The organism is Frankia sp. AgKG'84/4, from assembly GCF_023242965.2.
In the GTDB taxonomy this organism is placed as follows: domain Bacteria; phylum Actinomycetota; class Actinomycetes; order Frankiales; family Frankiaceae; genus Frankia.
Window position 1 is genome coordinate 1 of sequence record NZ_JALKFU020000126.1, and the last position, 11,124, is coordinate 11,124.

Genomic DNA, 11,124 nt, shown 5'->3' on the forward strand with positions numbered 1-11,124 from the left:
GGCGCGCCCTGCTGATCACCGACGGCCACCGTGACCAGCGGCGCCCCGACCGGGACGGCGGTGCCCGCCGGGCCGGCCAGGGAGGTCACCACCCCGGCGTACGGGCACGGCACCTCGACGAGCGCCTTGGCCGTCTCCACCTCGGCGACGGGCTGGTCGACCGCGATGACGTCGCCGACGTCGACGAACCAGCGGACCACCTCGGCGGAGGCCAGGCCCTCGCCAAGATCGGGAAGAGTGAACTCGCGTACCTCGGCCACCGCTTACTGCTCCCACTGGAGTCGGGCGACCGCGTCCAGGACACGGTCGACGCTGGGCAGGTGGTGCTTCTCGAGCATCGGCGGGGGATACGGGATGTCGTAGCCGGTGACCCGCAGCACCGGGGCGGCGAGATGGTGGAAGCACCGCTCGCCGACCCGGGCGGCGATCTCCGCGCCGACCCCGCCGAACCCGCTGGCCTCGTGCACGACGACGGCGCGTCCGGTGGCCCGCACCGCGGCGCAGACCGTCTCGTCGTCGAAGGGCACCAGCGAACGCAGGTCGACGACGGCGAGATCGAGACCGTCGGCCTTCGCCGCCTGCGCGGCCGCCAGGCAGATCGGCAGCGACGGCCCGTAGGTGATCAGCGTCGCCGACGTCCCCGCCCGCCGCACGACGGCACGCCCGATCGGCGCCACCCCCTCGCGCGCACCCCGCCCGGTACCGGGCCCGGCACCCGACGCCGAGAGACCCGCCGCCGGGGCACCCGCCGCCGGGGCACGCGACGCTGGGGCCTCGGCGTCGGCCGGGTCCGACGACCAGTACAGGCGCTTGGGCTCCAGGAAAACCACCGGATCATCCGAGGCGATCGCCGCCCGCAGCAGCCCATAGCCGTCCGCGACGGTCGCCGGCGTGACGACGTGCAGACCGGGCGTGTGCGCGTAGTAGGCCTCGCTGGAGTCGCTGTGGTGCTCGACGCCGCCGACGCCACCGCCATAGGGCACCCGGATCGTGATCGGCAGGCCGACCCGGCCGCCGGTGCGGTTACGCATCTTCGCGACATGGGAGACGAGCTGCTCGAACGCCGGAAAGGCGAACGCGTCGAACTGCATCTCGACGACGGGGCGCAGCCCGTACATCGCCATCCCGATCGCGGTTCCGAGGATGCCGGCTTCGGCCAGCGGCGTGTCCAGGCAGCGGGCGGAGCCGAACTCGGCGGCCAGCCCGTCGGTGACCCGGAAGACGCCACCGAGGGCCCCGACATCCTCACCGAGGACGTGCACGGCGGGGTCCTCGCGCAGGCAGTCCCGCAGCGCCGCGTTGAGGGCACCCACCATCGTCGTCGCGCTCACGCGGCGCCGCCCAGACCCTCGGTGCCCCGCCCGTCCGCGGTCAGCGCGTCGGCATCGAAGCCGTCGCCGTCGAGGTGATACGGGTCGCCGTCGGGGTCCTCCGCCGCCTCGGCGGCCAGCCGGGCGCTGAGCTCGGCGGCCTGCGCGCGTAGCTGGCTGGTCGGCTCGGCGTAGACGTGCGCGAACAGCGTCGCCGGGTCGGGTTCCGGCGCGGCCTCGAACTCGGCGCGGATCCGCCCGGCGAGCTCCTCCGCGGCGCGCGCGAGCTCCGCCGCGCCGGCGTCGTCCAACAGGCCCCGCGCGCGCAGGTGCGCGTCGAGCAGGGTGAGGGGGTCACGGGCCCGCCAGGCCTCGACCTCGCCGGCGCTGCGGTAGCGCGTCGCGTCGTCGGCATTGGTGTGCGCGTCGAGTCGGTAGGTGATCGCCTCGACCAGCACGGGCCCGCGGCCGGATCGGGCGTGCTCGACGGCGTCGGAGAGCACCTGGTGCACCGCGAGGGCGTCGTTTCCATCGACGAGCCGGCCGACCATGCCGTAGCCGACGGCCTTGTGGGCCAGCGTCGGCGCGGCGCACTGGCGCGCCAGCGGGACGGAGATCGCGTACCCGTTGTTCTGGACGAGGAACACGACCGGCGCGCCGAGCACCGCGGCGAAGTTCAGCGCCTCGTGGAAGTCGCCCTCGCTGGTGGCGCCGTCGCCGACCAGGGCCAGCGCCACCAGCCGCTCGTCGCGGGCGGGGTCTTCGGCGGCCCGCAGCCGGGCCGCGTGGGCGAGCCCGACGGCGTGCGCGGCCTGCGTGGCCAGCGGCGTCGACAACGGGGCGATGCGGTGCTCATACGGGTCGTAGCCGCAGTGCGCGTGCCCCCGCATCAGCGTCAGCGCGTCGATCGGCCGTACCCCGCGGGCGACGACGGCGAGCGTGTCGCGGTAGCTCGGGAACAGCCAGTCCTGCGGGCGCAGCACCATCGCCGCGCCGACCTGGCAGGCCTCCTGCCCGGTGGACGCCGGGTAGACGGCGAGCCGGCCCTGCCGCGTCAGTGTCGTGGCCTGCTGGTTGAACCGGCGGGCGAGGACGAGCCGACGGTGGAGGTCCCGTGCGAGCTCGGGATCGAACGCCGCCGCGGCCTCGGTGCCCAGGACGCGGACCGGCTCGGGGTCGGGCAGCAACGGCGCCGCGTCACGGCGCGGGCCGTGAGAGTGCGGCGGCCCCACGAGATCAGGCGACGTGCTGTGGTCAACGAGGGTCATTGCCCGCCTTCGGGACTCGGATGGGAATCGTGGTTCGTGAAGAGATCGCGATCCTGCGACGCGTTCGGTCGCGGTCGGCCGCGACGGGCTTTCGGCCGCGGGCCGGGGGCGCCGTCGATGGTCACGATCCGTCTTCCGTCACCCTTTCCGACGCCGGCCGGGTCGTGGCGGCAGCGAAGAGTCCACACAACCCGGTATGGCCGGCCTCTCCCGAACGATTCTCCTCGACCTTTGCCTGGCTGGGCCGTGGTCATTGTCACGCCGGCTTGACAGCGAAAGTGGGGTCTGTAAACACCGGCGCCTTCGACGTGTTGTCGAAATGGCACCAAGGGGTGCCGCCGGTGGGTTACCGGCCGTGCCTTTACGCCGCCCTGGATCCGCACTCACCCATAAGAGCGGCCAAATAAATTCCGCCCAGCCGTCGGCGGCGTCGGCCGGGACACCCACGCCGCCGAGCGCGAGCGGGTGGATCCGCAATAATTCCGTTTTCCCGTCGCCGGAAAGTCCGTTCACGTCAGGACGGGCACGGCTGCGGCGCCGACAACGGCGCCGACGCCGAGTGGCGGGCTGGGACAGTGGTGCGATGAGACTGATCGCCGCTCGCGGCCTGGTGCGCGAGCTCTCGCGCGCCGTGAGCACCGAACCGACCTACGTCGAGCTCGGGGCGACCGGCGGGCCGCTGCCGCCGGCGTACTGGCACTTCTCGCGCCGAGAAGGGCTCGGCCACGGGTCGCCGGTGTTCGAGGCCGCCGTCGAGACGGTCATGACCTGGGGGATGCACCGCGGCGCCGGACTGCGGCCGGCGGCGTCCGGGCCCCGGGCGGTGCTGGGGGCCACGGTCGTGATGTGCGCGGGGTGGGGCGGTGTCGGCGTGGCGGCCGGCTGCCGGGTGGTGCGGGTGATCGACGAGGCGGACCGGCGCGGTTTCGCCTATGGAACGCTGCCGGGACATCCCGAGATCGGCGAGGAGGCGTTCGTCGTTGAACGGGACGATGACGACGAGGTGTGGTTGACCATCACGGCCTTCAGCCGGCCGAACGGTGTCCTGCCGACGCTCGCCGGCCCGGTCGGCCGCCGCGTCCAGAATCTGCTGACCGGTCGGTATGTTCGCGCGGTGCGGGAGGTGGCCGCCGGAACGGGCGGAACCTGACGCGGGTGTCGTTCCAGCCGCCTTGTTGCTGTCGCCGCCGGGTGGCGAACGGACGGGCGGGCGGGGCCGCTGTTCGGCGGCGCCGCCCGCCCCTCACCTCGTCCTCATCCGTGCCGGGCGCGAGCGGCCGATCTACGCGCCCAGCGTGTTGGTCGCCCAGATGGCGATGTGGCCGGGCGCGTACAGAGCTACGTTTCCGTCGTTCTGGATCTGCAGGACGGTCCCGGGATGCTCCGCGGTGTTACTCGCCCACACCGGCACGTTTCCCGGCGCCCGCAGGGTGAGATTTCCGTCCGCCTGCTGCATGAGAATCGTGCCCGGCGTCGTCGTGTGCGACAGCCACACGGCACGATGGCCGGGCGCGTAGAGAACGAGGTCGCCGTTTCCCTGCATCGTGAGCACATACCGACCGTCCGGCGAGGCCAGCGAGGCGCCGACGTCGACGATCTCCGCCGGGTTGAGCTGGCTGGGCGCGGCGAGGCGGCCCGACCTGATCGTGCCACCGACGTTGTCGGCGAACGAGTTCCACAGATGATTCACGGTGGCCCGGTTGAAACGGTTGGCGAACGGGACGCTCTGCCACAGGTTGTCCTCACCGGTGGCACTCACCGAGAGACGCACCTGGTCGCCCTCGTTGTAGAAGGTGAAGTTGATGACCTTGTTGGCGCCCTCGATGTGCCCGGCTCGCGACCGGAAAACGAAGTTCCGGCTACCGACCTCGTCGACGTGGATGTTGCCCTTCCCATCGACGCCGACGAGGTCGCAGTCGGCGCCGACCGTCAGGGTCTGCGGGCAGTCACTCGGTGCCAGCAGCGCCGAGAAGACGTCCCGGAAATGCGTGTTGACGTATCTGAAGACCGTGTCCGCCGACAGGTTGCTGTTGGCCACGAGATAGTCGTAGTGATATCCGTAGGCCAATGCCGGGCCGGCGGACAGGAAAAGCGTCCCGGTGGTCATCCCGACCAGGAGTGCCACGACGGCGGCGAGCCGTCGGTGCAGGGTTTGGCGTACGCCCGGTGACCGCCGGCCGCGGCCGCCGTCAGGTCGGACCGTTCGTCCGGTTTCGCCGGAACTACAAGTAGAGCCTGCCATGGAGATCCCCCGTAAAGTCCGGCATGGCTGCCGACGTCGTGCTCTTGATAGCACGGTCGGCATTCATGGCGGAGGGGTTTTTCCGTGGCGTTGTTCGTCTCCGTGGCGCAGGGTCCGGAATGTGAGCCATGCCGGCGGCCCGGTCGGCTGAGTCGGGCGCCGCGGGGGAGCCGGGCGTACGGGCGTCAGGCTTCGAGGACGCCGGCGGCGAGCATGCCGGCGAGAGCCACGGCGACGACGATGCGGTAGCAGACGAACGCGTCGAAGGTGTGCCGGGCGACGAACTTCAGCAGCCAGGCGATCGACGCGTAGGCGACGATGAAGGACACGACGGTGCCGACGACCACCGGCAGCACGGAAACCCCGCCGCCGACGGCGTCCTTGAGCTCATAGAGCCCGGCGCCGGTCAGTGCGGGAATGGACAGGAAGAACGACAGCCGTGTCGCCGCGACCCGGTCCAGATCGCGGATGAGGCTGGTGGAGATCGTCGCTCCGGACCGGGAGAAGCCGGGGAACAGCAGCGCGAGAATCTGCGACGCGCCGACAACCAGCGCGTCCGTGCGGGTGATGTCGTCCTCACCGCGCTTGTGCTGGCCGTAGCGGTCGGCGAACCACATGAACCCGCTGCCGACGACCAGCGACCCGGCCACCACCCACAATGATGCCAGTGGCCCGTCGATCAGCGGTTTCGCCGCGACGCCGACCAGCACCACCGGAATGGTCGCGTAGATCACCCACCAGGTGAAGGTGTAGTCCCGGTTCTGCCGTTGCTCGGGATGGGCCAGGCCGCGGAACCAGGCGGTGACGAGGCGCTTGATGTCACTGAAGAAGTACACCAGCACCGCCGCGATCGCGCCGACCTGGATGACGGCGGTGAAACCGACGACCGACTTGTCGTCGACCGGGATGTCCAACAGGCCCTCGGTGATCTTCAGGTGGCCGGTCGAGGAGACCGGCAGGAACTCGGTCAGCCCCTCCACGACGCCGAGGAGAACGGCCTGGCCAACACTGATGACACTCACGCGATCATTACCCTAAGTGGTCCAGGCGCGGCGGCAGGCCCGCGCGGTCGGAGGCCGGCGGCAGGCGGGCACGGACCGCCGCACCGGCGTCCCACCCCCGCTCACGCCGGCTGAGGTCTGGTCAGAACCGCACAGTAGAACACCGTGCGTGTGCGCCCGATGTGAGGGTCAACGACCCGGGTGGCCCTGGCGTTCGGGATCATCCGTGCCAGTCGTGGACACCGGGCCTTCCCACGCCGGGCGCCGACCGCTGCCGCGCCGATGGCCCCGGTACTCCCGTACCACCGGGATGGCGGACAGGACCACGATCGCCAGTGAGATCGGGATCATGTACCGCTCGATCGGGATCGTCTGCCCGAGCGCGTAGCCGAGCAGTGTCACCCCGGCCGCCCAGCCCACTCCACCGAGCACGTTGAACATGGTGAACACCCGCACGGGAACCCCGACGACGCCGGCCAGCGGGTTCATGAACGTCCGCACGACCGGGACGAACCGGGCCAGCACGACGGCCCGCCCGAACCCGTAGCGGTCCAATACCCCATGGGCCCGCTCGACGTACTCCCGCCGGAACAGCCGCGAGTCGGGACGGTCGAACAGCCGGGGCCCGGCGCGGCGGCCGATGAGGTAGCCGGTCTGCGCCCCGGCGATGGCGGCGAACACGACCCCCGGCAGAACGGCACCGAGGTGCAGGTGCGGCCCCGACGCCGTCGACCCGGCCGCGCACAGCGCACCCGCGAGGAACAGCAGGGAGTCGCCGGGCAGGAAGAACCCGACGAACAGCCCGGTCTCGGCGAAGACCACCACCATGAGGCCGATCAGGCCGACCGACGAGGCGATCGACGACGGGTCGAGCACATTCAGTGCGAACACATCGGTCATGACGGTCTCAGACCTCGGTCCGAGCAGGCTGGGGGAGGCGGGCAGCGGCCAGCGGTCCAGTGACCGCGGGGCGCTGCACGTCGCGGCGGGAACGGGCCGCGTAGGCGACGAGGCCGACGATGAGCACCGTGGCGACCGCGCTCACCGTGCCGTCGCCGAGGCCGACACCGTGGCGGTGCGCCGGCTTGCCGAGCCAGTCGGCGAACGACGCGCCCAGCGGGCGGGTGACGACGTAGGCGGCCCAGAACGCGGCGACCTCGCCGAGGCCGAACCAGCGCCGGGCGATCACCGGCAGCAGGATGAGGGCCGTGAACAGCAGGCCCGACGGCAGGTAGCCGAGGTGCAGGGTGTCCGCCGTGACGTCCCCGAGCGCGGTCCCGAGGGCGAAGGTGGCCAGCACCGTCAGCCAGTAGTAGGTCTCGCGCCGGCTGGTGACGATCGAGTGGATCGACAGCGTCCCCTCGTCGCGGTGCCACCGCCACAGGACCACGGCGAGCACGACCGCGTAGAACACCGCCGAGCCGACATGGCCGATCGGCGGCCCGTCGGCGGCCATCGTGCCGAACACGGCGAGCATCACCACCGCGAACCAGTACACCGATGCCCGGTAGCGCGGGGCGCGCAGCTGCAGTGCCATGGCGACGGCGAACCCGACCAGACCGACCGCCGCGGCGAGGACCAGGTTCACCCCGGCGAGGAAGTCCGCCGTGGCCTCCCCCATCCCGGTCGAGAGGATCTTGATGGTCCAGAACAGGCCCGTGATCTCCGGAACCTTCGCCGCGAGAGGCTCCGGGCGACGCAGCCGGTGGGACGGGTGCGGTGGCATTCGGCGGCTCTTTCCGCTGGTCGGTGCAGGGGACGCCCACTGGCCGCCGCCCGGGTCGCCCGGACGGGTGCCAGCACGACGCAGACCATCACGGCGGCGATGTGAAGACCGTGTACGTAGGAGCATCCGTACGATCTCCTCGTGCCTGACGACAGCCCTGCCCGCGACGGCAGCTCCGCTCCTGGTGACCACGCGAGCATCGCCACCGCCGGTCCGGACCCGCTCCTCGCCGGTCTGGACGCCTACGTTGACGCCAGCCGCCCGGAGTTCGAACGGCGGCTGCGTGAACTCGTCGGCGCCGCCGGCGTCAGCGCGGACCCGGCGTACGCCCCCGACATCGTTCGCACCGCCGAACTCGCCGCCGCCCAGCTGCGCGAGGCGGGCCTGGCCGCGCGGATCGTGGCGACCGCCGGCAACCCGGTCGTCGTCGGCGAGTACCTCGCCGGGCCGTCCCGACCGACCGTGACGATCTACAACCATCTCGACGTCCAGCCCGCGGACCCGGCCGAATGGCTCACCGAGCCGTTCCGGCTGACCATCGACGGCGACCGTTACCTCGGCCGTGGCAGCACCGACGACAAGGGCCCGGCGCTGACCGCGTTGCAGGCCGCCCAGTACGCGGCGGCCCGCGCGCTGCCGCTGAACATCCGGTTCGTCTGGGAGCTGGAGGAGGAGATCGGCAGCCCGAACTTCGAGGCGTTCGTCCGCGCGGAACTGCCGCGCCTGGCGACCGACTCGGTGCTGGTCTCCGACACGATCTGGATCTCCGCGGACCGTCCGGCGATCGACTACGGTCTGCGCGGCCTGGTCACCTTCGAGGTCACGATCGAGACCGGCACGGCCGATACGCACTCCGGCCTCACCGGCGGCCCCGCCCGCAACCCGCTGGCCGAGCTCGCCCAGATCGTCGCCGAATGCCTCGACCCGGCCACCGGGCAGGTGCTCATCCCCGGTTTCGCCGACGCCGTCGCACCGGTTTCCGCCGCCGAGCTCGACGATTTCGTCGCATCCGGTTTCGACGTCGACGTGTTCAGGGCGGCGCACGGCCTGGCCGCGCTGCGCACCACCGACGCCCGCGAGGTCGTGCGCCGCATCATGGCCGAGCCGACGTTCGAGGTGCACGGCTTCACCGGCGGCTACACCGGCCCCGGCGTGAAGACCGTCGTCCCGCCGCGGGCCACGGTGAAGCTCTCCGCCCGCATCGTCCCGCACCAGCAGCCGACCGAGGTCTTCGCACTGGTCCGCGACTTCATCACCACCCGGCATCCGGACGCCCACGTCGAGATGGAGGCCGCGCTCGCGCCGTACCTCGGCCCCCGCACCGGCCCGCACGCCGAGCTCGCGGCCAACGCCGTCGAGTTCGCCTTCGGCCGCCGCCCGGCCTTCGTCCGCGAGGGCGGCTCGATCGGCGCCGTCCTGACGATGGACCAGTACCTCAAGGCCCCCGTCACCCTGCTCGGCCTCAGCCTGCCCAGCCACGGCTACCACGCGCCCAACGAGCACTTCGACTGGACCCAGGCCGCCGGCGGCATCCGCATGTTCACCCACTACTTCGCCCACCTCGCCGCCGCACCCCGCCAGGTCGTGCCCGGCCGATCATGATGAGGGCATCCGCGGACACCGCGGCGGTCTCTGATCTCCGTCGCTCACCGTGACTTTTGAGTCCACCGGCCGGCAGGAAGTAAGGAGAGTCGCCGCGGGCGGGGGTGCCGCGAGCGCGAGGTCGCCGCCCTGCTCGCCCAGGCCCGGTCGAACGGGTAGGTGGCCGCCGCGCTGCTACTCGGCGAACGCACCGTCGAAAGCCAGGTCCGCACCATTCTCGCGAAACTCGGCAGCGCCCACCGCGCCGAACTCCTCGCCCGTGGCCACCTGCTGCTACCGATCTGGCGCAACCCGACCCGGCCGGTCGCGGCACGGATGCCCGAAAAGAGGTGCCGGTGCGTGGGCATCGTGACCGATATGGACCGTCAGCTCTTCAGTGAGGTTTACGGGGTGTGGGTGAAACGGGTGGTCGGTCGCGAACGGACTAGTTCGATTCTGGTGCCGGATCCGGATCCTTGTCGGTCGGTGGTTCCGGCTGGTCGGGCTTGTCGCTGTCAGAAAGGAAATGATAGCCAAACGCCAGGAGAAGCCCTACCAGGCCGCCGATGACATGGGTTGGGACCCCGTCGTCGATCAGACCGGCAAGCTTGCTGCAAAGCAGAATGACGACGATGTCGGCAAGATAGTTGACGGGCCGGCCGAAGCGTGCGGTGTGTTTGACCGGTTTACCGTTCGGTTCGTCGTTCGACATTCAAGTCCTCAGTATCGGACGTGTGCCTACATCCGGCCTTCTGCCACTTTGTGTCCGCAACTTACCGGGGCCCGTGTTTCGGTGGGCATCGTTGTCGGCTGATGTACATCCGGCGCCGGTCGGCTTGCTTGTGGGCGGCGTTGCCCTCCGGAACACTGCCCGCGCCCCTCTCGGAGGATGCTCACCGAGCGTCACAATCTGGCGGGTCGTCAAGCCCGATTTATCCGCGCCGCGGCGGCCTTCGGGGCCTCTCCGCAGGGTTCACGACCGTTTTTTCCCCTACAGGTCGACCGCGGCGACGCGGAAAGGCAACCATCGCCGCAGCAGTCGGCTACGCCTGATCACCAGGGTCTTCCGCCGGTCAGGCGGGATCGATCGCGGCCGCGGCGCGTTCGGCGGGGAGAGTGGCGACGTAGCGGGCGATGAAGGTGTCGAAGCCAGCGACGTCGGTGGGGTCGGGCTTCGCGGTCGTGAGGTCGCCGCCGGTGAAGACCTGGCTGTCGAGGAACGCGGCCAGGTCGCTGCCGCCCGCGTCCGCGCCGTCACCGTCACCGCCGTCCAGGACGTGGAGGCGGAAGGCGGCGAGCAGGGCGATGCCCCAGGCGCCGCCCTCGGAGGCGGTGTCGCCGACGGAGACGGGGGTGCGCAGGGCGGCGGCGAGGAAGCGCTGGGCGACGCCGGCGGTGCGGAACAGACCACCGTGGGCGAACATCCGGTCGAGTTCGACGGATTCGGCGTCCTGCAGGACGTTCATGCCCAGGCGCAGGGTGGCGAAGACCGAGTACAGCTGGGTGCGCATGAAGGTGGCGAGGGTGAAGGCGCTGTCGGGGGTGCGCAGGAACAGCGGGCGACCCTCGGCCAGGCCGGTGATCGGCTCACCGGAGAGGTAGTTGTAGGCCATCAGCCCGCCGCCGTCGGGCGCGCCGTCCAGCGCGCTGCGCAGCAGCGTGTCGAAGGCCGCCGTCCGGTCGGGGGGCAGGCCGCGGGCGGCGGCGAACTCCTCGAACAGACCGACCCACGCGTCGAGCTCGCTGGCACCGTTGTTGCAGTGGACCATCGCGACGAGGTCCCCGGCGGGGGTGGTGACCAGGTCGAGCTCCGGGTGGACCTGGCTGAGCTGGTGTTCGAGCACGATCATCGCGAAGATGCTGGTGCCGGCGCTGACGTTGCCGGTGCGCGGCGCGATGGAGTTCGTCGCGACCATGCCGGTGCCGGCGTCACCCTCGGGCGGGCACAGCGGCACGCCGGGGCGCAGCGCGCCGCTCGGGTCGAGCAGCCGCGCGC

Annotated in this window: 11 protein-coding genes; 2 read left to right on the forward strand and 9 right to left on the reverse strand. The window is 71.3% G+C overall.

Features of this window, described 5'->3' with window-relative positions:
* From MXD58_RS10760 to pdhA, 3 genes are all read right to left on the reverse strand, one after another.
* Nucleotides 1–260: biotin/lipoyl-containing protein (locus MXD58_RS10760; protein ID WP_308301941.1), on the reverse strand; the 260-nt coding region annotated here is incomplete at its 3' end.
* A gap of 3 nt (nt 261–263) precedes the next feature.
* A complete protein-coding gene (locus MXD58_RS10765; RefSeq protein WP_248837008.1) occupies nt 264–1,316 on the reverse strand; it encodes an alpha-ketoacid dehydrogenase subunit beta in 1,053 nt (350 codons plus the stop codon).
* 11 nt (nt 1,317–1,327) lie between these two features.
* Nucleotides 1,328–2,578 (reverse strand): pyruvate dehydrogenase (acetyl-transferring) E1 component subunit alpha, encoded by a 1,251-nt coding sequence (gene pdhA / locus MXD58_RS10770; protein WP_248836912.1) that lies wholly within the window; start codon nt 2,576–2,578, stop codon nt 1,328–1,330.
* A gap of 583 nt (nt 2,579–3,161) precedes the next feature.
* On the opposite strand from pdhA, the gene MXD58_RS10775 reads away from it, so the two are divergent.
* Nucleotides 3,162–3,728 (forward strand): DUF1990 domain-containing protein, encoded by a 567-nt coding sequence (locus tag MXD58_RS10775; protein WP_248836911.1) that lies wholly within the window; start codon nt 3,162–3,164, stop codon nt 3,726–3,728.
* Between the two features lie 132 nt (nt 3,729–3,860).
* On the opposite strand, the gene MXD58_RS10780 is transcribed toward MXD58_RS10775, so the two are convergent.
* The 4 genes from MXD58_RS10780 to MXD58_RS10795 all read right to left on the reverse strand — a co-directional run bounded on the left by MXD58_RS10780 (nt 3,861) and on the right by MXD58_RS10795 (nt 7,547).
* Nucleotides 3,861–4,685: a hypothetical protein gene (locus tag MXD58_RS10780; protein WP_250609274.1), complete on the reverse strand. Its 825-nt coding sequence runs from the start codon at nt 4,683–4,685 to the stop codon at nt 3,861–3,863.
* A gap of 320 nt (nt 4,686–5,005) precedes the next feature.
* Nucleotides 5,006–5,842: an undecaprenyl-diphosphate phosphatase gene (locus MXD58_RS10785; protein WP_248836909.1), complete on the reverse strand. Its 837-nt coding sequence runs from the start codon at nt 5,840–5,842 to the stop codon at nt 5,006–5,008.
* A 168-nt stretch (nt 5,843–6,010) separates the two neighbouring features.
* Nucleotides 6,011–6,721: a DedA family protein gene (locus tag MXD58_RS10790; protein WP_248836908.1), complete on the reverse strand. Its 711-nt coding sequence runs from the start codon at nt 6,719–6,721 to the stop codon at nt 6,011–6,013.
* A gap of 7 nt (nt 6,722–6,728) precedes the next feature.
* On the reverse strand, nt 6,729–7,547 hold the full coding sequence (locus MXD58_RS10795) for a COG4705 family protein (RefSeq protein WP_248836907.1): 819 nt from the start codon (nt 7,545–7,547) through the stop codon (nt 6,729–6,731).
* Nucleotides 7,548–7,688: 141 nt separating this feature from the next.
* Between MXD58_RS10795 and MXD58_RS10800 the strand changes: the two genes are divergently transcribed.
* Nucleotides 7,689–9,149, forward strand: coding sequence for a M20/M25/M40 family metallo-hydrolase (locus MXD58_RS10800; RefSeq protein ID WP_248836906.1), 1,461 nt, complete (start codon nt 7,689–7,691; stop codon nt 9,147–9,149).
* A 424-nt stretch (nt 9,150–9,573) separates the two neighbouring features.
* Here the strand turns inward: MXD58_RS10800 and MXD58_RS10805 are convergent, their stop codons facing one another.
* Both MXD58_RS10805 and MXD58_RS10810 read right to left on the reverse strand, forming a co-directional pair.
* On the reverse strand, nt 9,574–9,840 hold the full coding sequence (locus MXD58_RS10805) for a hypothetical protein (protein ID WP_248836905.1): 267 nt from the start codon (nt 9,838–9,840) through the stop codon (nt 9,574–9,576).
* A gap of 361 nt (nt 9,841–10,201) precedes the next feature.
* The coding region (locus tag MXD58_RS10810) for an FGGY-family carbohydrate kinase (RefSeq protein WP_250609275.1) at nt 10,202–11,124 on the reverse strand (923 nt) is incomplete at its 5' end.

What these genes read in the sequence shown, in the direction of transcription:
- pdhA (WP_248836912.1), bottom strand. Translation starts at nt 2,578, where the DNA reads ATGACCCTCGTTGACCACAGCACGTCGCCTGATCTCGTGGGGCCGCCG.
- MXD58_RS10795 (WP_248836907.1), bottom strand. Translation starts at nt 7,547, where the DNA reads ATGCCACCGCACCCGTCCCACCGGCTGCGTCGCCCGGAGCCTCTCGCG.
- MXD58_RS10780 (WP_250609274.1), bottom strand. Translation starts at nt 4,685, where the DNA reads ATGACCACCGGGACGCTTTTCCTGTCCGCCGGCCCGGCATTGGCCTAC.
- MXD58_RS10765 (WP_248837008.1), bottom strand. Translation starts at nt 1,316, where the DNA reads ATGGTGGGTGCCCTCAACGCGGCGCTGCGGGACTGCCTGCGCGAGGAC.
- MXD58_RS10805 (WP_248836905.1), bottom strand. Translation starts at nt 9,840, where the DNA reads ATGTCGAACGACGAACCGAACGGTAAACCGGTCAAACACACCGCACGC.
- MXD58_RS10775 (WP_248836911.1), top strand. Translation starts at nt 3,162, where the DNA reads ATGAGACTGATCGCCGCTCGCGGCCTGGTGCGCGAGCTCTCGCGCGCC.
- MXD58_RS10790 (WP_248836908.1), bottom strand. Translation starts at nt 6,721, where the DNA reads ATGACCGATGTGTTCGCACTGAATGTGCTCGACCCGTCGTCGATCGCC.